This window comes from Draconibacterium sp. IB214405 (assembly GCF_033963885.1).
GTDB lineage: Bacteria > Bacteroidota > Bacteroidia > Bacteroidales > Prolixibacteraceae > Draconibacterium.
The window spans coordinates 669,718-693,938 of record NZ_JAXBMA010000002.1 but is presented as its reverse complement, the minus strand read 5'-3'; the positions used below and the strand labels follow the sequence as shown (position 1 = coordinate 693,938).

The window sequence follows — 24,221 nt, the reverse complement described above, 5'->3', positions numbered from 1 at the left end:
ATTGAATCTCCTCTTTATGATTTTACTTTCACTAAACTTTTCACGCTAACAGGTCCTAAAATTCCTGCGGATTGTAGCGGACCATCTGCACTCATCCGACCACCAAATCCTCCACCGAGTACCCATGTTTCTCGTTCTTCTTCCGGAAGACCGGCATCGTGGGTAAGCTTGTTGTACCAGGTGTTTGTTAGTTCAATCTCAATTAGATTATCGCCTTCAACAGCCACATCACTTATTTCAACAGCATAAGGTGGTTTCCAGGCGATACCGAGTTTTTTCTTATTTACGCTTATTTCAGCAATATCTTTTACCACTCCAAGGTCGAGCCACAGTTTTTGATTTTCTTTCAGGAATTTTGCATCGATGTTGATGCTTTTACTGTAGGTGGCGGTGCCCGAAAAGTATTTAATTTCATCATCGCTGTTTTCGGTCCAGGAACCGGCAGAGAGTTTTGCTTTTTTATTTTCTCCGGTCAATAAAGGGAAAGTAACATCCCAGTCACCTTTTACTTCAAGTGGTGACGGCACATCGGAAGCTTTTACATTGATTTGCTTTCCGGATTTTGTTGTAAGTGTCCATTCTCCATTTTCGGAAGCCCATTTTTCAAGCTCCGAATCGGCTACTTTCAGGAACAGCCCGCTTTTCCCTGAAACTTCAACAACCTGATCTGCATCTTTGGCTGCTGTGCGGAACAGAATGAAAATAGCTTCAGCAGGATCAAAATCATAAGGAATGACTGTTCTTCCATCTTCTTCGTACCAGACCGGTGCGTCTTCCGTCAAACCGGTATCGGGATGCCAGATTTCCGGAACTCTTCCACTCATTCGAAGACTGATATCGGCAGAAAGTGCTTTTTGTTCCTGGTTGGAAATAAAATAAAAATCAGCACCATCGCCACCCTGATGGTGGTTCCACAAAAATCCCCAACCAACTCTTTCAGCTCCCATTGCTGTTGCATTGATTCCATCGGGTTGAAAAGCTGTTGCTTTGAATGCTTTGCCGCTTTCGGTTTCACGTTGATTCAGTAAAATGGCGTCATCTTCAATTCCAATTGTCTGCAAAACTTCGTCCATCGGTTTTCCCCAGAAAACACGGCCTTTGCCATAAGCATTTTCAGTAAAGGTTGAACCGTTTAAGTTCCCCCAAACTTCGTCTGCAATTTTTTGAACCTGTTTGCTGGCGTCGCTTCCCATTTGGAGGCTTGGTGAACCCAGTGGTTTCGGGCCAACAACCTGCGCACCTTGTGCAACCAATTCTTTTATTTTCGCTGCAACCTGATGTGTTAGCAACCTGTCGGGACGCAACACCAGAACACGGTATTTCATTCCGCTGTCGAGTACGATATGTCCATTCTCAACATGAGTGAGATTTAACAAGGCATCCTGACTAATTGAATCGTGTTTGTAACCTTCGGGAAGTGCAGGTTCGGTTACAAAAGCACTTCCGTATTTTGGCGGAATCAGTGCTCTTGAAGGAATGTCTTCTCCGGAAAAATACAAAGCATCAGAAACTGACTTGCTGTTTGCAAGCAGTGCCTGACAACGACTCATGTATTCGAACCAGGCTTTTCCGCCGTTGAATATCCAGGTATTGTTCTCGTTGAAATAGGTTCCCGCAGCTCCGGTTTGTCCGGGTTTACGATCGGGGAAAGGTTGTGCGGCCCAAACGTGGATCATCATTTTGGTAACTCCATCTACAAAATGCATATCGCCCATGGCTTTTAAATCATAAGGATTTTCTTTCCATGAACCTCCGCCAGTAAACGCTTCAGCAACCGTTAATCCTTTCCCATAAATCCGCTGCCCGGCGACTGCATCAGCAATATCGCAGGGTTTCCAGTTATTTTGTGCATTCACCCAGAATTCACCGGCAGTATCATCTACATTTTTATGTCCGAAGATACCGTCGGTTGCCAGGGCAGGATGTTGAGCTTCCTGGGTAATGGTAGTCCCATGTGCATGTGCCAGTTCTTTTAGTGTTCCCATAAAATTATCACTGATCAAATCGGCGATGGTTCTACGCAAATCAAATAAGAAACCTTCAGTAACATCGGCACTTTCAAGAGGAATTCCAGCCATAAGCGGTAAGTAATTAAGCGCATCGTAACCTCTTCGGGCTATAAATTCATCGGCAAAAACAGGCGACCAGTTTTGAGCCCGGCACTCCCAACTATCGAAGTTGAGCGATTTAACAACTGTGCCGGCCAGTCGGGGACCTGCATGGTCCAGTATTTTTTTGAACCAGCCATTGAAAGATACTCTGGCACCAACGGGACTTAACTTATCCGTTTCCAATCCCTGACCTGCACCGGAGCCATTGGTTTTACCGGTGGTAGTATAACCCACTCTTAAAATTTTCCATTTACCATCAGAAGGAGTCCAGTTGTCAATCGATCCGTCTTCTTGTAATTTATCGGTCAGGTTGATAATCGAACTTAGTTTTAAACAGGCGCCTGCCGGCATTTCTTCATTGGTGATCCGGCGACTCACACCTCCCCAGGTGGCTGCAGTTTTTCCTTTAAAATGATGAACTCGTGGAGTACTGGATAATTCGATACTGCAAATAGTTAAAGGATCGAGTCTTTCCAGCATTGGTACAGATGCATCGTATTGAGGTCCTTCGTTTGTCGATGGTCCGAAACCACGGTTATTGGGTCCCCTGAATGTGCCACTGGCCCAGCCTTCATCGTATGCTTTAGGCGGTCCGGGTTTGTAAACAAGGCGGAAGTATTTTGCTTTTGTTTCCGGAACCACATGTGTTAATTCATTTACACTTGTTTGCCAGCTGGTCATCATCGGTTCCAACTGACCAATTTTATGAAACGTACTTCCATCGTCGCTGGCCTGAACCTCCATACTGTGGGCCGGCATATTGTAGGATCCGGGATTCATTGTAACTGTTCGAAGTAAAAACGGTACGTCAAAAGCAAACTGAATCCAACCGGCATCTGTGGTGTTCAGAACATTTTCGCTGTTTTGAATATCTAATAATTTATTGAAATCTTTAACATTAAGGTTTGAGGTAACTGTAGCCTTCTCACTACTGCTTGTCTTATCCCAGTCTTCCGGAACAGGGAAAGCCAACACGGCCAATTCGCGGTAGTAGCTGCTCCATTCTTCAGGGAGCGGATCACTTAAACGGCCAAATTCCATCGTTCTTGGAACTTGTGGTCTGGCGAGTATTCCTGTATAGCGTTTACCTCCTTCAAGCGTATCTTCGGTATAAACAATTTGTTGCTGCGATTCTTCCGGTTTTACCCACGAACCTCCGGCAGTTGCCCATCCCGCAGAAATCTGTATTGCCAATTCAATACCGAGGTGGCCTGCTTCAGAAACAGCATAATTCATTAAATCAAACCATTCGGGGGTGAGCGGTGTCGCCGGATCTTCCAGAATTGTTGTTCCCCGAAAACCATCACCCGGAGGGAAACTAAACAAGGTTGCACGCGCAATACCTACTTTTGCCATTCCTTCGAGGTTACTTTTTACTCCTGCTTTGGTTTGATTGGCACTTGTCCAGTGCCATACAGCCCAGGGACCGTCTGATTTCAAGGGGTTTATAAAACTGTTCTCAAGAGCAGCAAAATCACCTTCAGCAAAAGCTTTTAATGTTTGTGGTGTTAAAAGACATAATGCAGCACCGGCAGCACCGGTAGTTTTTATAAAATTTCTTCGTTTCATTATTTTTAGGTTTAATTGATTTGCGTTCTTATTAATTGAGGTATTACTTTCGTTGTTATATAGACAATATGGAAGTGATCGAGGTGATTAGAATTAATAATTTTAGGTAACATCTACTAGGCCCTACTTTAAGAAGATTAACATATCTATTTGTAAAACTTCTTTGTTTATGTTTCTGATTTATAACCAATAGTATTCACAGCCCAATCAATTGGAATGATCGCTTAAATTTTCAATATTAACTTGTAAAATGTAGAATTGCAGTATAAATAATTAAAAGAGTAAGACTAATTAGCCTTACTCTTTTTTACTAACTAAACTATTACCACCCTGGGTTTTGTTCTAAACTGCCATTACTTCGTTTAATTTCCGAGTAAGGAATTGGGGTGTAATAAAATTTATCATCCCAATTGCCCGGTAATAATGTCTGTCTTTGATATACATATTCTTCGTCAGTCTCAGTTGCATCAATATTACCAATTAGAGGTTCTGACTGAGTTTCAGGAGCCATTTTAGTAGTCCTAATATCAAAATAGCGGTGTCCTTCATATACCAACTCAATTCTTCTTTCATGATATATTTTTGCCAACAGTTCATCCCCGGTTTCATCAATTGGTGGCATGTCAACACTTTCACGTGCCCTCACCATATTCACATATTGGCGGGCTAAATCTTCATTACCTAAATGGTATTGTGCCTCAGCATAGTTCAAATAAATTTCAGCCAAACGGTAATGGATCCATGGAGTCGTAAAGTTACCTGTATTTGCAATTACATAACTGGGGTCCAGGAATTTATGGTTGTAATAACCAGTCTGAGTGAAGTCCTGCGTATATAAACCTTTGTAATACACTGTTTCTTTCCCCTGAAATACAAAACCGGGATAAGTAACCAATTCATAAAAACGAGGATCGCGGTCTACCCAAAACTGATCGGGATCGTAACCTGATTCAGGATTAACAGAACCATCTTCCAGATAGGGCATTTCCCCGTTACTCATTTCATAGTCATCTACCAGGTTTTGTGTCGGATCAAACAAACCCCATCCACCATGCAGCGGAGCAGAACTTTGAAAAGTAAAGCTATGTCCTATTTCCGGAGAATAATACCTTTGCCAAATAATTTCACTGTTTCCATCGCTAAAGAACAATGTTCCATAATCAGGATATAGTGAATAACCTGCGTCAAGCAATTCTGCAGCAGCATCAGAAGCAGCCTGCCATTTTGTAACATCGTCGGTTGGATTATGTAAGGCCCTGGCGTCGTACAAAAGTAAGCGGGATTTCATTGCCTGAGCAACGTCTCCGCTAGCTTTTCCGGCATCGCTTCCAGTTTGTTTTGCCGGCAATGTCTGAATAACATAATCCAGATCATCTATAATATATTGCAGCACTTCATCGTAAGAGTTTCGGGTTACTCCGGTAAGTTCTTCGCTTAAATCGAATACTTTATCGATAATCGGAACACCTCCGTAACTGTTTAACAAAGTTGTATAAATATAAGCTCTCAGAAATCTCATCTCCGCGATCAAGCTGGTTTTTGCATCATCAGATATTGCTGATTCTTCGATATTTACAAAAAATTGATTGAGGTTATACAGGTAACTATAACCTGTTTCCCAAAAATTCAATGTGGTATAAAGATTTTCAACGTTATCGGCTGTTAACGTATTATTTCGGAAGCCGAATGCACTGGAAGGATCAAATTGTGAATATGCTTCGTCGGAATAATACATAAGATTATTGGTAAATCCATCTTGAATGACATTATATTGCGCATTTACATAAGCCTGTAAAAGGTTTTCATCGTTCCACACTGCACTTTCAGATATTCTATCCAATGGAGTTAACTCCAGCATATCATCGTTGCAAGCAAATAAGATAATACTCGTTAATAGGAATAATATTATTTTTTTCATGAGATTCTAGTTTATAAGGTTAATGAAACGCCGAGGTTAATAATACGATCAGGCATTACAGGTACACCAAATCCACTGTTCACTTCAGGATCGACACCCAAATCTTTCAATCCATCGATTGAGAATAAGTTATAACCTGAAACATATACCCTGCAGTTGCTAATGCCGGTGCGACTTAGGAGAGATTTCGGAATATTATATGCCAATTCCGCATTTTTCAAGCGTACAAATGCGCCATTTCGTTGAAGAAATGTTGTATTTGAATAAGGTACACCAAATCCAATTCCCGGTTTTGGTTTCGTGGCATCTGTATTTTCTAATGTCCATCCGTCTTCTACCAACCATGCGTTAAAGTTCCCAAATGCGGGAGGATTAAACGGGAATACCGGCAATGCTGTTACCAATACCCTAGCCTGTCCCTGGAAGCTCAAATTCAACTCAAATTGTTTGTACTGAAAATTTGAAGTAAATCCAAAAACAATTTCCGGAGAGGAAGATAAGTCCTGACGAATCATATCATTCGAATTAATAACACCATCATCATTGGCATCTAATATTTTAAAATCACCAGGGCCATAACCCGAATATGACGGATATGAAGCTAAGTCTGCCTCGTCTTTAAAAATTCCAATAACTTCATATAACAGCGGGGCTCCAATTGGTTTGCCGGTTTGTAACTGATAATCTTCGCTTAACGGAGCTTCATCTATGTCAATTACTTCATTATGGATATAAGTAAAATTACCGGCTAATGAATATTCAATTTCGTTACCGATTTGTCCCCTGTTGGTTAGGGTTAGCTCAAGACCTTTGTTTTCAACAATACCAATATTTTCGTCAGGAAGTTCTAATCCTGTATAATACGGAACCGATGCATTACGTGTTGCCAAAATATTACTTCTTCTGGTCTTAAACAGGTCGACATCCATTCCCAATTTACCGCCCCACATACGGGCTTCCACACCTAAATCTGTTGTTTCTGCAACCTCCCAGGTTATATTCGGATTTGGAACTCCACTCTGAACCAATCCTTGTGCTGTAGTTCCTCCAAATATATAGTTGTCACCATAAGAATACGCAGTCAGGTATTGAAAGGCATCAACATTATCATTACCAAGTTGCCCCCATGAAGCACGGATTTTTAAAAAGTCTAAAGAACTTAAACCTTTCATAAATGATTCTTCAGTAAGCGTCCATCCTGCTGAAACTCCTGGGAACCATCCCCAGCGTTTATCTGAGGCGAAGTTCTGCGAACCATCGCGACGTAAAGAAAACTGGAATAAATATTTGTTGGCATAATCATATTGAATACGTCCAAAATAATTCTGGCGTGCAGTTTCAAATGCAGAGCCATCATTGGTTTGATAGTTTTTATCAGCCGTACCAGCAAATAATTCATGAATGGCACCACTCAGGAATTGTGAACGGCCTGCACTTAAATTATCGATATGTGTTTTGTTTTGCTCATATGCAACAAAGGCATCAATGTTATGTACATCGTTAAATGTTTTTACATAGGCCAAACGCAGGTTTGCTGTTTGTGATTTTCCCTGTAAGAAAGCCACATCCAACGTTGGTGTTGAAGAATTGGAATTCATTTTAGGAATGTATTCACCTGACGATTGATCGTAGTCGTATATATAAGTTACTCCGGTATAATCTTTTTCATAATTTTTATTGTAATCGTAGGCAAAAGTTCCGGCTAAACTTAGTCCATCGACGCCAGGAATATTATAGGTTGCAGATAAACTACTGGTAAAAACTCCTCTATCTGTAGAAGTATATCCATAATCCTTTTCACGGGTCATTAAAGCAACATTATCTCCGGTACGGGCATCGGTATAATAATCTGTTCCTGGCCAAAATGCATTAACATATGGATATCCCAAATAAATGTGTGGATAATCAATGTCTCCTGATAAAATATCATCAAGACGTCCTGACAGATCAATCGAAACAGTAAGATCCGGAGTTATAGTAGCATCCAGATTTGATCGGATGTTGTACTGTTTATTATACCCAAATCCATCATTAAATGGAGACTTTTGTTGCAAATAACCTGCACCAACAAAGTATTTTACTTTTTCAGAACCTCCACTAACTGATAAATTGGCTCTATCTTGGTGTTTCCAATCTTTGTATATTACATCATACCATCTGGTGTTTGGATAATTTACAGGATCTGATCCATCTGCAAATTTCTGAATTTCTTCATCAGAATATTGCGGTTCCAATCCATTAACAGCATTTATCAAATTCCACGCTTCTGCAAACTGGGCAGAAGAGGCAAGATTTTCTCTTCTGGTTGGTTGGGAGAAACCGTGATTGTATGAAGCCTTTATAGTTGGTTTACCAATTCTACCCCGTTTTGTGGTAATAAGGATAACACCGTTTGCTGCCCTGGCACCGTAAATAGCAGCAGAAGCATCTTTCAAAACTGTTAGGGATTCAATATCATTCGGATCGAGCCTGTCCAATCCATTATAATCACGAGCAATTCCATCAATAACATACAAAGGAGAAGAATCTTCAGTGGTACTTCTACCACGAATAAAAATCTCTGTTTCTGTACGACCTGGTTCACCCCCACGTTGATTAATAATTACACCTGATACCCTTCCTGCCAAACCATCAGTTAACTTTGGCGCCGGACTTAAATTAACATCTTCTGTGTTTACCTGGGTAATAGCCCCTGTTACAGTTTCTTTCTTTTGAGTTCCATATCCAATTGCAACTACTTCTTCAATCCCAATCATATCCTCAACTAGAGTAACATTGATAGAAGATTGTCCGGCAATTTCAACTTCCTGTGCTCGCATACCAACAAACGAAAACTCAAGAATTCCATCTTCCGGTGCATTCGAAATAATATAGCTACCGTCGATATCAGTAATAGTCCCATTGGTTGTTCCTTTAACAACCACAGTAACACCTGGCATTGGCTCACCATTAATATCTGTTACTTTTCCTTTAATGTCACCTTGTTCTGATTTCGCCGAAATAAGATCATCTCCAGCTTTATTTTTCGATTTAACCAGAATCAGGTTATCCATCATTTCGTAGGTGAGATCGGTATCCAGAAAAAGTTCGTTAAGAAGTTCTGAAAGTTCTTTGTTTTCAGTACTTACTGTAACCTTTTTAGTCAAGTCTACCTGTTCATTATCATAAAAGAAACGGTAGTCGCTTTCATTTTCAATTTGCTGAAAAACTTCGACCAGAGTAGCATTGTTTACACTTAGCTTTATCTTCCCTACCTGGGAATAACTCTTGGCAGAAACTTGCATAAAAGCAACAAGTATAAAGAGCGCAGTAATCTTTGCCATAAGCAATAATTTTTTCACCGGTAGAAAGCATACGCTTTCCATACGCGATTCGTTTTTTTTCATAAATTTGTCGTGTTAAGTTAATGACTAATAGCTCTACAGCTATTTTTTGTTAAAATGAAATAATAAGATTTCAGTTAAGACGGGCAATGTAGGCGCATTACCGTCTTTTCTTTTGATAGTTAGATGTTCATAAGCAGTTCGGTTTTAAGTTTTAGTTCATATACACTTTATTTTTCTCGAATTTATAGTTTATTGGTTCGATTGATGTTCGTTTTATTGCTTCGAAAAAAGTAAAAATGTTGTCGTTGATACTCATAACCCCGCTGAAGCGCTTTTCTTTCAATGACTCGTTTTCGAAAATCACTTCAACATTGTATATCCTCGCTATTTTTTTTGCCAGACTTTCAAGACTTTCGTTATTAAATACATAAACGCCCTTTTCCCAATATTCATAGAAATTAGTCAAAACTTCTGACTGATATAATTTTCCATTATTCCTATCTAGAACAATGCTTTCATTTGGGCTTAATGTATAGGTATGATAATGATCAACACTACTATCTTCTTTTATTTGAAATTGTACTTTTCCTGAGATCAAATCAGTTTTAACGATATTGTCGTTGGGATAGGCCATTACCGAAAATACGGTTCCCAGTACCTTGATTCTATTTTCGCCAATATTTACTATGAATGGTTCATTTTCATTATGAGTTACTTCAAAATAGGCTTCACCCTGCAACTCAACTTTTCTTTCTTCTCCATGGAATTCTGAAGGATACACTAATTTTGAATCATTACTCAACCAAACTTTGGTTCCATCGGCTAACAAAATAGAACTTCTGCTTCCGCGGGGTACATGTACTTCATGAAAAGCAATTTCCTCATTATCGATACGAGTAAGAAAATGATGAACCAAAAATGAAGACGCCACTAAAAGAAGCAGAGCTGCTGCAATTCTTGTAAAGTAATACAAAACGCGGGTTTTCTTTTCCTTGCGATTAAAGGAAGAGATTCGGTGATGCAGGGTATTGTAAATACTGTTAGTATTGATTTTCTGAGGAGTATTATTCTTCCACACTTGTTCAAGATATTCCAGGGTTAGTTTATTAACCTCCTCTTCTTCTACCCATTCTCCAATGATCTTCTCTTCTTCTAAAGTAGATTCGTTAGCTAATTTTCGGGAAATATATGACCAAATATTTTCTTTATTCATCGTATCGTGTTATAAACCCTATAACAGCATATTCTATGAATTCCCCTAAACGAAAACTGAAAAAATTTAATCTTTAGGCAAAAAAAGATGAAATAGAGTTAGATATTGCTTTGTATCGCCTTTGTTTTCGAGATAAGTTTTGATCTCTTTTCCAATTCTTTCAACTGCAATGGAGATTTGATTATCGATTGTTTTTACTGAAATATCGAGTAGAGAGGCGATTTCTTTATACTTCATTTCTTCCACTTTTGCCATCTTGTAAATTAGTTTGCATCGTGGTGGCAACGACTCGATAGCTTTATTCAAAATCTCACGGAGTTCTTTGTCAATTAATTTTGTTTCCGGATTGATGCAATCCACTCCAAGCTTAACATCAAGATCTTCAAGCGCAATTGCTTTGATCCTTTTTTCTTCTGCCAGGTAATTTAATGTTGTATTGTAGGTTGCTTTATAAAGATATGCTTTTATATTTTCAATTTTGCTGAGATTCTGCCTGTTCAGCCAGACTTTAAAAAATACATCAGAAATGACTTCTTCAACCAAAAGTTTCTTTTTTAAAAAAGAAAAGGAGAATTGATAAAGTTTGGAAGCGAAGATGTCAAAAAAGGTTTTAAATGCTTTTTCGTCATCATCACTGGAGATTAAGATTAAAAGCGATTTTATGTCTGGTCTTTTATCCATCTTAATTAGGCAGACAATTCTCTGGTTTTAGAATTAGTTTAATGACAATATTAAAGGATAGCTAATATAAAAAATTAATGGTTTGATTTGTAGCTTTAATTTTTATTTCAAAACATATTATTTCTCCGAACTTCAATTTGACCTATTACTTTTACCTATTATATAAGTCAACGCAGGAACATATCTACTCACCTTCCCAAACACTTGTTTTAATGGTAACCGGACCAATTAAACCGGAGGATTCCAATCCAATTTCAGGTAGTTTATGCCCCAAATAATCGTTAGAAATTACAATGTTTGTTGAAGTGTATTTTTTCTGATCATTAAGAATTTCATCGCCGGCCAAACGGTTAAACCATGAGTTGACAACCATAATTTCAAGGGTATTTTCGCCTTCTTTTAAATCGCCGGTAACATCAACCCGAAACGGTTTTGTCCAGGTAATTCCTTTGTATTTACCATTTATTGTAATTGCAGCAATACCAACATCTTTTACGGTTTCCAGTTGAAGGAAATAGTCGCTACCATTGTCAGGTACAAAATTCAAATCGAATGTTTTGGTATAATTTACCTTTCCTGAGTAATACTTTATGCCCGGATTTGCATTTTTTGACCAATCCATTAATTCAGGGAAAACAACCTCCCCCGGTCCGCCCCACTCCGGATCAAAATACAATTCCCACTCTCCATCAATTGCTTCAACCATTTTATAATCGGGATAATTTCGTTTTGCAATTCCTTGTCTGTCGGCAGGTATTTTCGAATTAAAAACCACCATTACCGATTCGTAAGGCTCCAGAGTTAACGGAACTTTGGTTTTTCCATCAGCCTGTTTAAAAGCAAGCGCATCACGAATATCACCGGTATTGGCATCCCACAATTCAGGATGTAATCCCTCAACACGAAATGTTGCATTTATTTGCTGCTTTTCTGCCGTTTGATTCGATACAAAATAAATTTCAGCCTCACCAATTGTATAATGAATGTAATCGAAGTCGGTTTTACTATTTTTGTTTTCTACTGAAAAATCCGGCTCGATTCCTTGCGAAAGCAAATATTCACGGGCACTGGCTCCCCAAACAACTTTCCCGGAACCATACTCACGCGAACCTGCAGCATTATTATCATTTCCCCACAATTGATCCGCCAGCGATTTAAATGTCTCTTCGGCCTCATCACCACCAACCAGACTAATTGCTCCTTTTGGCTTGTATCCAATTACGGTTGCTCCCTGATTTATCAGCTCCTCCAGCTTTTTAAGCACAGCGAGCGATAAAACTTCATGATCAGGTAAAACCAAAACCTTGTATTCAATTCCTCCGGGAACAACAACTTTCCCGTCCTTCACTTTCAACTGCAAGAAAATAGTTTCATCGGTTACATCGTAATCGAAACCGGGCATCACTCCTGCCGGATCGGAATGTTTGTATGGAAATACATTTGGGACATGATCGCCGTAATAATACAACACATCGGCAACAAATTTGCCTTCTTGCACAACTGCCTGAACACGTTGCATATAATCGATAAATGGGCCGGATTCATTCCACCAGGTAACCTGCGGATTTACGTGTGTTCCTGCAAAATACTCCTGTCCGGGTAATCCCATTTCGGGTGGCGAACAAGTAAAAGTGTGGAAATACATACGATTTAATCCTGCACAAATTTCATGATCGAATGACGATTTCTGATCGTGCCATAATTCGTCGTTCCAATGCGGACCGATCGTTGTAAAACTTTCGGCACCTACTATTTTAATTCCGTAAATGTGTGCTGCAGAAGAAGCTTGTTTTAGGAAAAAGCGGTTCTCGTCGCGCGGACGGTGTGGAGACGGTGCCCAAAACTCGCTCATTACAATATCGTTGTAACCGTAGTTTTTAATGCCGTCCATAGGACCGGCGTGCGGACCTGCAGATTCAGGCTGAACTCCCATGTTATACTTATGAGCATATTCCTGGAAACGTTTATAATGGTTTTCGGCAACCAAATCAGCCAGTGTCTTTCTGAAATCGGATAAAAAAGCATTGGTAGTGTTTACATCATCAACAATGTATCCGGCAACAACCGGCAGATAATCCAACATATCGTAACCGCGATAATCGGTAAATTCCTGTGCAAATTTGTCGGTCCAGTTCATTCCGCCACACTCCCAACTGTCAGTTTCCATATATTTTAAGGTTGTTCCAACATGATCGCCAACAGCTTCAAATATAGGTTCAACCACATCGTTCCAGTAAAAATCAAACGCATCTTTGCTCATGTAATCCAACACAAGTCCCTGCCAGTCACCACTCGATGTTGAAACCTCAGCATCGGTACATGTGTAACCGATTCGCATAATGTTCCAGTTTCCTGCAGGTGCATCCCAATTTAATGTTCCATCTTCCGCTACAAAGGCATCCAACAGAACGATTTCATCCTTGTTAATGAAATAATTTTCCGCCCCTTCTGGCTTTTCCTTTTCCGGATTATTAAAAAGAAGAAACCTGCAATCAGGCGCGGAACCACCCAATTCATGAAATCCAAGCTTATAATCCAGATCGGTAATCACCTCTTTGGTTTTTGCTGCTTCATTTAACGGAAAAGCAAGTACTATAATGTCTTTATAAAAATCGTCTCTGGTAAATGGCTGTTCCAATTTCAGAGAAACTGCTTTCCCTCCTTCTACCTTCGTTTCAGAAAAAGTCAATTGTTTAGCAGCGTATTCAGATGTTACACGCGGCCCACCGAGATTCCAGCCACTCTGAATATTAAAGCCCATTGTTAAACCCAAGCGTTTGGCTTCGTCGAGCGCAAACACAAAAAGTTCGTTCCATTCATCCGAACCATACAACGGACCTTTTGGAATATCTTTATTTCCCCGTTGGTTATGACCTCCGGCATCAAAGATCATCGCCCCCTGAAAGTTTTTCGATTTCATAGCTTCCAGGTCTTTTGTGATGGCCGCCTTGTTTACGTTGCCGTTTAACCACCACCACCAGCAGTTCACGCCATATTCGCGCGATGGATTTTCGAAATTGTTTCTTACATCAGTGTAAGCAAACTGCTCTTTTGCGGGTATTTTCTGATTATCTTTCTGAGTACAGGACTGCCCAAGAAAAGTAATCAAATAGATAAATAATACAAATCTTCTCATAGCTGGATATTCTTTCGAATTGAAGTTGATTTTGCCGGGCTAATTTACAAACCGGATAACTTTTCCAATGCCAAAGTCAGGGCATGTGTTCCCAATTTTCCATGGCCCTGTGCCTGAACTGCCAGGTAAAGTTGTTTTACCAATGCCAATCCGGGCAAAGACAAACCCATAACTTCGGCCTCTTTTAAGGCAATTCCCATGTCTTTTATAAAATGCTCCACAAAAAATCCGGGATCGAAATTACGGTTTACAATTCGCGGTGCCAGGTTATCGAGTGTCCAGCAACCGGCCGCTCCACCACTAATTGAGGAAAGCATAGTCGGCAAGTCAAGACCTGCCTTTTGTCCGTACAACAAAGCTTCGCAAACGCCGATCATTGTACCTGCAATAGTAATCTGGTTACACATTTTTGTATGTTGACCCGATCCGGCTTCGCCCTGATAAACGATCTGTTTACCCATTATTTCAAACAGAGGAAAAACCTTATCAAAAGCATCCTTGTCGCCACCGGCCATTATTGACAATGTTCCTTTTTTAGCACCAACATCACCACCTGAAACAGGCGCATCAACCGACTGAATATTTTTTACTTTGGCAGCCTCATAAATTTCAACAGCCAGACTCGGTTCTGTGGTTGTCATATCAACCAAAACAGCACCCGGTTTTGCTTTTGCGAATATTCCGTTTTCACCAAAATAAACTTCGCGAACGTCTTTTGGAAAACCAACAATCGTAAAAATCACATCAGAAACTGCTGCAACTTCTGCCGGACTATCGGCCCAATTTACGCCCTGAGCCAATAGCGACTCTGCTTTACTTTTTGTACGAGTAAATGTGGTACATGAATAGCCTGCATTCTTTAAATGGCCCAGCATCGAAGTCCCCATCACTCCGGTACCGATCCAGCCTATCGTAATATCTTTTTTCATTTGATTAAATTGTTTGCTTTAACAGTATTATAAGTATGCCAAAGCTAAAGTTTTAATGGCACGCGACAAAATCAAATCGCAGACAAAAGGCAACGTTTTAGCATCTTTTTAAACTGCTTAAGCTTTCTGTTCTGAAAACTGTTAAAGCCTACAAATCAGACATTAAAAAGCTTAATACCACCAGTCTCTTAATACTTATTTTCACACTTTTATATATACAAAATAGTTAAAACACTTTATAAAAAGTACATTTTACTCTTTTACAACACACTCAACAACAGATCATTTAACACATTTTAATTTTTAAATACAAAACAAACAATTATATTTAGCCAAAATCTTTCGCATAGATTTATATATGATAACGGAGAGTGGATGCTGACTACTTTCCGTTTTCTTTTTTAAAGCCCAGGTCAAGGCATAAAAAAACCTCCGGATAAACTCCGAAGGTTTCTTTTGTATCTGTCAAATGTTCTTATAGTTCCTTAAAGAAGTCGTTTCCTTTGTCGTCAACGATAATGAAAGCAGGGAAATTTTCCACTTTAATCTTACGAACGGCTTCCATTCCGAGGTCTTCAAAATCGACCACTTCAACCGATTTGATACTGTTTTTAGCCAGGATAGCAGCCGGACCACCAATCGATCCAAGATAGAAACCACCATGTTTTTTACAGGCATCGGTAACAGCTTGCGAGCGGTTTCCTTTTGCCAGCATAATCATCGATCCGCCCTGACTTTGGAATTCGTCAACATAAGGATCCATACGTCCGGCAGTTGTTGGACCAAAACTACCCGAAGCCATTCCTTTTGGTGTTTTTGCAGGACCTGCATAATACACCGGATGGTTTTTAAAGTATTCAGGCATTGGTTTACCTTCGTCGAGCATTTGTTTAATCTGAGCGTGTGCAATATCGCGTGCTACGATTAAAGTACCACTCAGGTTCAAACGTGTTTTTGTTGGATATTTTGTCAATTCTGCCAACACTTTGTCCATTCCCTGATCCAGGTCGATATCGATAGCCGGACTCATTGCAGGAGCTTTTGCAGGCAAGAAACGTGCGGGATTTTTCTCCAGTTGCTCGAGGAAAATACCGTCTTTGGTAATTTTTGCTTTTATGTTACGGTCGGCGCTACAGCTAACACCCAAACCAACGGGACACGAAGCAGCATGACGTGGTAAACGAATTACACGAACATCGTGTACGAAATATTTTCCGCCAAACTGAGCACCTACTCCACTCTCCTGGCAAATTTTGGTTACTTTTTCTTCCCACTCCAAATCGCGGAAAGCCTGACCACCTTCGTTACCTTCAGTTGGCAAATGATCTAAATAACCTGCTGATGCTTTTTTTACTGTTGCCAATGTTGCTTCGGCAGAAGTTCCACCAATTACAAGCGCCAGGTGATATGGAGGACAGGCAGAAGTACCCAGATCCATAATTTTATCCTGAACAAATTTGGTTAGGTTTTCTTCTGTTAACAACGATTTTGTTTGCTGATACAAGTATGTTTTGTTACCAGAACCTCCACCTTTTGTTACAAATAAAAACTCATATTTATTGCCTTGCTCGGCATAAAGATCGATTTGTGCAGGAAGGTTAGTTCCTGTATTTTTCTCTTTTGTCATGGTGAAAGGAACCACCTGTGAGTAGCGTAAATTCTTTTCGGCATAAGTTGCAAAAATACCTTTCGATAAGGCTTCAGCATCGTTGGCACCGGTGTACACATCCTCACCTTTTTTGCCAATAACAATTGCTGTTCCTGTGTCCTGGCAGGTTGGCAGTTCGCCTTCAGCAGAAACAGCCTGGTTCATTAACATGGTGTGGGCAACAAATCTGTCGTTATCGGTCGCTTCCGGATCTTCAAGAATTTTGGCCAGCTTTTCAAGGTGCGAAGCACGCAGGTAAAACGAAACATCGGTAAATGCTTCTTTTGCCAGTTCTTCCAAACCTTTTGGATCAACTTTTAAAATCTCGCGGCCGTCAACTTCAATGGTCGACACATAATCTTTTGTTATACAACGATATTCAGTATCGTCTTTTAAAATTGGAAATGGTTTTTGATATTTAAAATCTGCCATTGTAAAATCGGTTAAATTAATTTTCCTTCAAAGATAAAACTATTCGCTGGTTTACATTTTATTTTATGGCGAATCAAACAAAAATTAAAACTTGGAACAGATTGCTTTTTAAACATCCAATGTTAATAACTACAGGCTATTTAAACCCATTCTAAGAAACTAATTCGGTGCCCTGATATATTTTTGCCCGCAGACAAAAAGCAAGATGAAAAAAATAGGTTTGGGTTTGTTGTGTGTATTGACACATAGCATTTTCTCGTGGGCATTCGCATCGGATCCTGCGAACAATAATGATTCTTGTTATCCCTTAGTCTCCCAGTCATTTCAGCGAACAACAGTTGTTCCTGTAGCAGTAAACGACACCTTTTTACTCGCCACAGGATGTAGTAATAATATGGTCTCGGGCAATCTGCTGCTGAACGACAACTACGATCCCGACGATTCGTGGCTTAGCCGGATCGAGGGACCGAAGACGGGGAATTTTTCCTGCGGTCCACTTGGCAATTTTGTCTTTACCACAGATCCCGACTTTCAGGGAGAAATTGTGCTTAAGTACCGGCTGAGCTCCATTAGCGATCCCGATTCTTATTCGTGCGCATATCTTGTTATTTATGTGGAGAATGATGCCGATTGCGACCAGGTAGTAAACAGCATCGACATTGACGATGATAACGACGGAATTCTGGATGTTCATGAAGGCGATGAAAGCGTGGATACCGATGGAGATGGAATCCCGGATTGTTTTGATATCGATTCGGACAACGACGGTATTACCGATTTTACCGAATGGCAAACCGAAGGCTATTGCAAACCGCTACTTCTTATTGACGAAAACGGAGACGGCTGGGATGCAGCTTTCGATCCGGATGAAGGTGGCGACTATTACGAGCAGGTTGATACTGATATGGATGGTATTCCTGATTTTCAGGACTATGATTCGGACGGCGACGGAATTTCAGATTATATTGAAGCTTTCGACACCAATAATGACCAGGTTGCTGAACTGGATTTTTCAAATATGGATTTCGATTCCGACGGGCTCGATAACAGTTGCGACACGGTTAACTGCGCACTGTCGCGCTTCAATCCGATGGGAAGCAACAGTCCGCTACCCGATAATGACCAAAACGACATAAGAGACTGGCGAGATCCGTACAATTATATTTACATTGAAAATCCCTTATATGCTAAAACCGGCGAGGACGAATTATTTGTTTATCCAAATCCGGTGGTTGACAAATGTACGCTGGTGCTTCCTGAAAACGAAAATACTGTTACTGCCTCCAACTGGCTCAAAATTTTCGATATGAAAGGAAGTTTACAATACATGGAATCATTCGAAGGAAACGTACACGAACTTTCGCTGGCACACTTAAAAAAGGGAATTTACATTGTACGTATAAAAGCCGGCACCAAAGAATTGGTTACCCGAATTAGTAAAGCGGATTAAGAGAAGCACGACTAAATTTACTTTCCGCCAATCATTCAGAACAGTTGTTATACAGGGAATAACAACGTAAATTGCAAATAATAATTTTTCGATCGCACAATTTATTAATCAATATATTGTTGATAATAAAACGTGTTTGCATAGTTTTGTGCTAATGATGAAACGAGCTCGGCAAATTTCAAAACACATCTGAATGATTATCTTGCGAGTTACATGAGTCTCCATAAAAACAAGCGATTACAGACGAATGAAAAACTTTACCATTCTATTCTTATTACTACTTACCCAAACCATTGTTTTCGGGCAAGGTAACAACGCCACTTTAAAAGGTTTAATTAAAGATCAGAACGGTGTTCCGATCGACATGGTAAATGTGGTTTTAAAAGAATATCCAACGCTGGGGACCACTACAAACGCCAATGGCGAATTCCTGCTTCGTATTCCGGCGCGCAAACAACTTACCATTATTTTCACATCATTAGGCTACCAGACTTTTCAGGATTCGGTTTATGCCGAACGCGAGGAAACGATAATCAAACAAATTGAAATGCCCGAATCGAATCTCGAACTGGCAGAAATAATTGTAAAGGAACAGCGACGTAATGGTGCCAGTATTGTTAGCCTCGACCCCAAGATTATTAACTCCATTGCAAGTGCTTCGGGTGGAATTGAAGCCGGATTAAAAACTTTACCCGGTGTATCGTCGAATAACGAATTAAGCTCGCAGTACACGGTGCGTGGTGGTAATTTCGATGAGAACATGGTGTATGTAAACGATGTGGAGATTTACCGTCCATTTCTTATTCGTGCGGGGCAGCAGGAAGGACTTAGTTTTATAAACGGAGACATGGTTTCTACCATCGATTTTTCGGCTGGTGGTTTTAATGCCAAATACGGCGATAAAATGTCGTCGGTACTCGATATAAAATACCGTAAACCAAGTGATTTCCGTGGATCGGCTTCTGTAAGTATGCTAGGCGCTACGGCGCATTTCGAAGATGTAGCGCTAAATGGCAAGTTAACACATATCTCAGGCCTACGTTACAAAACCAACCGTTACATATTGGGAACTTTGGACGAACAAGGAGAATACGATCCGCGTTTCCTCGATTTTCAAACCTATATCACTTACCAGTTCAATGAAAAATTCGACCTCTCTTTTCTGGGAAACATCGCACAAAACCAATACAATTTTATTCCGCAAACACGCGAAACGACATTTGGCACCTGGCAGAATCCTCTGAATACCAAAGTATACTTTAACGGACAGGAACAGGATGACTTTAAAACCTACCTGGGAGCAGTTACAGCTAATTATCATCCAAATGCCAACCTGAACCTTAAATTTATTGCATCGGCGTACCACGCCAAAGAAAATGAGACTTACGACATTCAGGGACAATATTACCTGAACCAACTGGAACGCGATTTGGGCTCGGAAGAATTTGGCGACAGCTCGCTGAACTTGGGTATCGGCACATTTCTCAACCACGCCCGAAACAGTCTGGATGCAACCGTTTACAGTTTTTCGCACAAGGGAGCTTTCAACTCCGAAAAACACCTTGTTAACTGGGGACTAAAGTTTCAACACGAAAAAATTAACGACGAACTAAACGAATGGATTTACCGCGATTCTGCCGGTTATTCTATTCCGTATTCAGATAAACAGGTAAACCTGTTCTACACGCTCATTGCAAAAAACAAAATCAGCTCGAACCGCGTAACCGGTTATATTCAGGACAGCTGGAGTGTTCCGGTGCAGAACGGCGACCTCTATGTAACAGGTGGTGTTCGTTTTAACTACTGGGATTTTAACGACGAACTTTTGATCAGTCCAAGAGCGACCTTGAGTTATTTCCCCGAGTGGGAGAAAAAAATGTCTTTCCGCCTTTCTGCTGGAATGTATAATCAATCGCCATTTTTTAAAGAGCTGAAACAGAGCGATGGTTACATCAACTACGACTCAAAAGCGCAACGCTCGTTCCAGGTAGTTGGAGGTACCGATTTGTTGTTTACCGCCTGGGACCGCCCATTCCGTTTTACATCCGAGGCTTATTACAAATACATGAGTCGCCTCGTGCCTTACCAGGTTGACAATGTTCGTATTCGTTACCTGGCCGAGCAGGAAGCCACCGGTTATGCCACCGGAATTGATATGAAAATTAACGGTGAATTTGTAAGTGGATTACAATCGTGGGCAAGTTTATCGTTCTTACAAACCAAAGAAGATATTAAAGGCGACGGACACGGAATGATTCCCCGCCCTACCGATCAGTGGATGAATTTCAGCCTGTTTTTTCAGGATTATTTACCCGGAAATCCAACTTATAAAATGCAACTGTCAGGTTTTTACGGGGCGCGCCTTCCTACAGGACCACCAAATGGCGAACGTTACCAGGATGTATTCCGTATGCCTCCTTACCGTCGTATCGACCTTGGTTTTTCAAAAGTATTTATCAGTCCGGCAAACCGCTCAAACAGTCCGTTTTTCAGGCATATTACCGACATGTGGCTGAGTTTGGAAGTATTTAACCTGTTGAATATCAACAATACAATTTCGTATTTTTGGGTATCAAGTATATACGGCGACCAATATGCCGTGCCGAATTACCTGACATCACGGAAGTTCAATTTAAAACTTACAGTTAAATTTTAAATTCCAGCCGAACTTTCATTCGTAATCAAATGTTTAACCAATATTAAAAGTTTCGGACACTCACGCAATACGGATAAGTTTTGAACCTGAATAACTTACCTTTGATTGCAACTTAATTCGTTACTCTATGAAACTAACAGTTTACCTTGTTGACGCCTTTGCTGAAAATGTTTTTGAAGGAAATCCGGCCGCTGTTGTACCGCTTACGGAGTGGCTTCCGGATGCTACCATGCAAAAAATGGCAATGGAGCACAACCTTTCGGAAACTGCTTTTTTTGTACCGGAAGATAACTGTTACCACATCCGATGGTTTACGCCCGAAGCAGAGGTTGACCTGTGCGGACATGCAACATTGGCGGCTTCGCATGTTATGTTTCATTACCTGAATTATACTGCTGAAACAATCACCTTTAAATCAAGAAGCGGAGAACTGAGCGTTAAAAAGGAAGGCGAACTGTTGGTTTTAAATTTTCCGGCATCAATTGTAGAAGCCAAATATATTCCGACCAGTTTAAAAACTGCTTTTGGCATTCATCCGCAGAAATGTTTTAAAGGTCGCGACGATTTAATGCTGATTTTCAAATCGGAAGATGATATAATAAACTTGAAACCTGATTTTTCTAAAATACAGGAATCTACTGCCCGCGGAATAATCTGTACAGCAAAATCTGAAAAATACGATTTTGTTTCGCGCTTTTTTGCACCGGCAGTTGGCGTAAACGAGGACCCTGTAACCGGATCGGCACACACCATGCTTATTCCCTATTGGGCTAAACAACTCAACAAAAAAAATATGGTTGCCAAACAATTATCGAAAAGAGGTGGCGTTTTGGAGTGCAGACATTTAAACAACCGGGTTGAAATTGGCGGGAAAGCTAAAACTTATTTAGTTGGAGAAATTGAGATTTAGAAGGTCTCGAGAAAAACGGAAGGGTAAAAAACACTCCATCACACAATGTAACATATGTTGAAAATTACTAGACAATATTTTTTGGTCTGTCAGAAATAAATGTCGTATATTCTAACAAAATTAATCGTAAATAACACACATCTGTAACTTTAAAATCGAAGTATGAATGATCCTTTTGGCATCGCCATTAAAGAATTTTTTGAAAAGGGAAAAGCTCCTCAAATACATGTAAATTCGAACTATACGGAAGACGAAACTATTGACCCGTCTTATTTTTTCAGAAACGAGAGAGAACTTCCTCCTCTCGAAAGAATTGCCCTGAAGAACTGCAAAGGAAAAATTCTGGATATTGGTGCTGCTGCAGGTTGCCATTCGCTTATTCTTCAAAAGAAAGGATACAATGTTACAGCGCTCGAGAAATCAGAACTGGCAGCCGAAGTGATGAAAAAACAGGGAATTGTAAAAGTGGTTTGTGCCGATATTTTTGAATACGACGAAAAGCAATTCAACACCATATTATTGCTGATGAACGGCACCGGAATTGGTGGAACGATTATAGGTCTAAAAAAATTGCTTTCGCACCTGAAAAGCCTTCTGCTTGAGGGCGGACAAATTTTAATCGATTCTTCGGACATAAAATATTTATTTGAGGAAGAAGACGGCTCGCAATGGGTTGATCTCGCCAACACCAACTATTACGGTGAGATGCAATACGAAGTGAGTTTCCGGAAATCGACAGATAAATTCGATTGGTTGTTTATTGATTCGGAGAAATTGCAACTTTTGGCAAACGAATTAGGGTACAGTTTTACCCTTATTAAACAAGGAAATCATTACGACTACCTGGCCAAACTTTCGATATAAACCGAAGACAGAAATCAGCAGAAAAGGATAATTACAGTACTTTTTTATCGAATTAGCTCATCCTGCAAAATATGGATGCCAACCGAGCATATTCTTTTAACGAAAGAAACCGGTTGTTTGCAGAGTAAATGCTGCATTTCACAGATATAATTTCGCATATTACTGTGATTTACATAATTTGGTGTTCAAATTAGAAACAGAAAACTCATGAAAGCTATTATCCTTATCTCGTCCATTTTTTATATCCTTGGATTAAAAGTCAGTAACACAATCGATCTCGTAAAAAAAAGTAACCCGACCGAAAAAATCATTACCCACAAAGTTCAGGCAGCCGAACCCGAAAAGAATGCAACATTTGAAGCCAAGGCTGAAGAAGATGCTGCAGAGAAAAAACCAACAACAGCAAATGAATGTTTGGAATAACTCATAAGAAATAAAATACGATTAATTTAACTGCAAACAGGAAATCATTTAATGGTTTCCTGTTTTGTTTTTGTACATTAGGTAACTCAATAAGCAGAACCGTTGTACCATGAATTGCCAAATTACATCAAACGATATTCGGGTGAACAGTTGGGAAGAACTGGCACAGGAAGTTTACCATCAATCGTGGAAACCCGACCTTGGCCGCTTCCGTTCAGACTTTGCATTTCGTGGACTTTCCGACTGCCGGTACAAACTGGAAAACAGTTTTTTACGAAACTGCGGAAATCGTCCGGAGCTGGAATACCACATGCTACGGAATTTCAGAAAATATGCCCGAATCGACGATTTTTCGTTGGCCAATACACCTCTGCGGGCTTTGGTACTGGCCCAACATCATGGTTTGGCTACACGCCTTTTGGATTGGACTTATTCGCCATTTGTTGCCATGCATTTTGCCACATCGAACACGGAAAAGTTTGATATCGATGGTGTGATTTGGAAAGTAGATTTTGTGCAGGTGAACCGTCTTATTCCCGAGCCATTAAAAGGTTTACTTACACTTGAAAAATGTAATGCTTTTACTGTGGAGATGTTGGAATCCGTTTTCCCTACTATTCAGAAACTTGATGAAACCATTGGAAGCCGGCATGCCTTGTTTTTTGAACCGCCATCGATCGACGACCGGATTGTAAACCAGTTTGCCCTGTTTTCGGTAATGACCGATGCTACTGAGGTTTTAGACGAATGGTTAGTAAAACATCCTGAACTTTACAGGCGAATTATTATTCCTGCCGAATTAAAATGGGAAGTACGTGATAAACTCGATCAGGCAAATATTACCGAACGTGTTCTTTTCCCCGGTCTTGATGGTTTGGCAAGTTGGCTAAAACGTCACTACCGCCCGAAAATATAATTGGGAAGGGCATCTACAGGGCTAAATCGTTTGGTTTCA

14 protein-coding genes are annotated in these 24,221 nt (G+C 40.2%); 6 read left to right on the top strand and 8 right to left on the bottom strand.

Annotation, left to right across the window (positions count from 1 at the left end; all coding sequences use genetic code 11):
* Positions 1-14: 14 nt before the first annotated feature.
* The 8 genes from SLH46_RS09150 to SLH46_RS09115 form a co-directional block, all read right to left on the bottom strand.
* Positions 15-3,680 (bottom strand): glycosyl hydrolase, encoded by a 3,666-nt coding sequence (locus SLH46_RS09150; RefSeq protein WP_320280873.1) that lies wholly within the window; start codon positions 3,678-3,680, stop codon positions 15-17.
* Between the two features lie 322 nt (positions 3,681-4,002).
* Positions 4,003-5,598, bottom strand: coding sequence for a RagB/SusD family nutrient uptake outer membrane protein (locus tag SLH46_RS09145; protein WP_320280872.1), 1,596 nt, complete (start codon positions 5,596-5,598; stop codon positions 4,003-4,005).
* Between the two features lie 11 nt (positions 5,599-5,609).
* The gene (locus tag SLH46_RS09140) at positions 5,610-8,921 is read right to left on the bottom strand and encodes a TonB-dependent receptor (protein ID WP_320280871.1); all 3,312 of its coding nucleotides are present in this window, start codon (positions 8,919-8,921) and stop codon (positions 5,610-5,612) included.
* Positions 8,922-9,135: 214 nt separating this feature from the next.
* Positions 9,136-10,137, bottom strand: a complete 1,002-nt coding sequence (locus SLH46_RS09135; protein ID WP_320280870.1) for a FecR family protein — start codon at positions 10,135-10,137, stop codon at positions 9,136-9,138.
* A 66-nt stretch (positions 10,138-10,203) separates the two neighbouring features.
* Positions 10,204-10,818 carry an RNA polymerase sigma-70 factor gene (locus SLH46_RS09130; protein ID WP_320280869.1) on the bottom strand — a complete coding sequence of 205 codons (615 nt, stop codon included), beginning with the start codon at positions 10,816-10,818 and terminating at the stop codon, positions 10,204-10,206.
* 184 nt (positions 10,819-11,002) lie between these two features.
* A complete protein-coding gene (locus SLH46_RS09125) occupies positions 11,003-13,954 on the bottom strand; it encodes a glycosyl hydrolase (protein ID WP_320280868.1) in 2,952 nt (983 codons plus the stop codon).
* A 44-nt stretch (positions 13,955-13,998) separates the two neighbouring features.
* Positions 13,999-14,883 carry an NAD(P)-dependent oxidoreductase gene (locus tag SLH46_RS09120; RefSeq protein ID WP_320280867.1) on the bottom strand — a complete coding sequence of 295 codons (885 nt, stop codon included), beginning with the start codon at positions 14,881-14,883 and terminating at the stop codon, positions 13,999-14,001.
* A 475-nt stretch (positions 14,884-15,358) separates the two neighbouring features.
* A complete protein-coding gene (locus tag SLH46_RS09115) occupies positions 15,359-16,963 on the bottom strand; it encodes a fumarate hydratase (RefSeq protein WP_320280866.1) in 1,605 nt (534 codons plus the stop codon).
* Between the two features lie 205 nt (positions 16,964-17,168).
* Between SLH46_RS09115 and SLH46_RS09110 the strand changes: the two genes are divergently transcribed.
* The 6 genes from SLH46_RS09110 to SLH46_RS09085 all read left to right on the top strand — a co-directional run bounded on the left by SLH46_RS09110 (position 17,169) and on the right by SLH46_RS09085 (position 24,182).
* The gene (locus SLH46_RS09110) at positions 17,169-18,413 is read left to right on the top strand and encodes a T9SS type A sorting domain-containing protein (protein WP_320280865.1); all 1,245 of its coding nucleotides are present in this window, start codon (positions 17,169-17,171) and stop codon (positions 18,411-18,413) included.
* A 247-nt stretch (positions 18,414-18,660) separates the two neighbouring features.
* Positions 18,661-21,069 carry a TonB-dependent receptor gene (locus SLH46_RS09105; RefSeq protein ID WP_320280864.1) on the top strand — a complete coding sequence of 803 codons (2,409 nt, stop codon included), beginning with the start codon at positions 18,661-18,663 and terminating at the stop codon, positions 21,067-21,069.
* A 127-nt stretch (positions 21,070-21,196) separates the two neighbouring features.
* Positions 21,197-21,979 carry a PhzF family phenazine biosynthesis protein gene (locus SLH46_RS09100; RefSeq protein ID WP_320280863.1) on the top strand — a complete coding sequence of 261 codons (783 nt, stop codon included), beginning with the start codon at positions 21,197-21,199 and terminating at the stop codon, positions 21,977-21,979.
* Positions 21,980-22,141: 162 nt separating this feature from the next.
* The gene (locus tag SLH46_RS09095) at positions 22,142-22,843 is read left to right on the top strand and encodes a class I SAM-dependent methyltransferase (RefSeq protein WP_320280862.1); all 702 of its coding nucleotides are present in this window, start codon (positions 22,142-22,144) and stop codon (positions 22,841-22,843) included.
* Positions 22,844-23,050: 207 nt separating this feature from the next.
* Entirely contained in the window at positions 23,051-23,266 is a 216-nt protein-coding gene (locus SLH46_RS09090) for a hypothetical protein (protein ID WP_320280861.1), read from the top strand.
* Between the two features lie 109 nt (positions 23,267-23,375).
* Positions 23,376-24,182 carry an FRG domain-containing protein gene (locus tag SLH46_RS09085; protein WP_320280860.1) on the top strand — a complete coding sequence of 269 codons (807 nt, stop codon included), beginning with the start codon at positions 23,376-23,378 and terminating at the stop codon, positions 24,180-24,182.
* Positions 24,183-24,221: the final 39 nt, after the last annotated feature.

Bases quoted from the DNA above. Each gene is read 5' to 3' on its own strand.
- SLH46_RS09105 (WP_320280864.1), top strand. From the start codon at position 18,661: ATGAAAAACTTTACCATTCTATTCTTATTACTACTTACCCAAACCATT.
- SLH46_RS09110 (WP_320280865.1), top strand. From the start codon at position 17,169: ATGAAAAAAATAGGTTTGGGTTTGTTGTGTGTATTGACACATAGCATT.
- SLH46_RS09140 (WP_320280871.1), bottom strand. From the start codon at position 8,921: ATGGCAAAGATTACTGCGCTCTTTATACTTGTTGCTTTTATGCAAGTT.
- SLH46_RS09130 (WP_320280869.1), bottom strand. From the start codon at position 10,818: ATGGATAAAAGACCAGACATAAAATCGCTTTTAATCTTAATCTCCAGT.
- SLH46_RS09125 (WP_320280868.1), bottom strand. From the start codon at position 13,954: ATGAGAAGATTTGTATTATTTATCTATTTGATTACTTTTCTTGGGCAG.
- SLH46_RS09150 (WP_320280873.1), bottom strand. From the start codon at position 3,680: ATGAAACGAAGAAATTTTATAAAAACTACCGGTGCTGCCGGTGCTGCA.
- SLH46_RS09085 (WP_320280860.1), top strand. From the start codon at position 23,376: ATGAATTGCCAAATTACATCAAACGATATTCGGGTGAACAGTTGGGAA.
- SLH46_RS09135 (WP_320280870.1), bottom strand. From the start codon at position 10,137: ATGAATAAAGAAAATATTTGGTCATATATTTCCCGAAAATTAGCTAAC.
- SLH46_RS09090 (WP_320280861.1), top strand. From the start codon at position 23,051: ATGAAAGCTATTATCCTTATCTCGTCCATTTTTTATATCCTTGGATTA.
- SLH46_RS09120 (WP_320280867.1), bottom strand. From the start codon at position 14,883: ATGAAAAAAGATATTACGATAGGCTGGATCGGTACCGGAGTGATGGGG.
- SLH46_RS09100 (WP_320280863.1), top strand. From the start codon at position 21,197: ATGAAACTAACAGTTTACCTTGTTGACGCCTTTGCTGAAAATGTTTTT.
- SLH46_RS09115 (WP_320280866.1), bottom strand. From the start codon at position 16,963: ATGGCAGATTTTAAATATCAAAAACCATTTCCAATTTTAAAAGACGAT.
- SLH46_RS09145 (WP_320280872.1), bottom strand. From the start codon at position 5,598: ATGAAAAAAATAATATTATTCCTATTAACGAGTATTATCTTATTTGCT.
- SLH46_RS09095 (WP_320280862.1), top strand. From the start codon at position 22,142: ATGAATGATCCTTTTGGCATCGCCATTAAAGAATTTTTTGAAAAGGGA.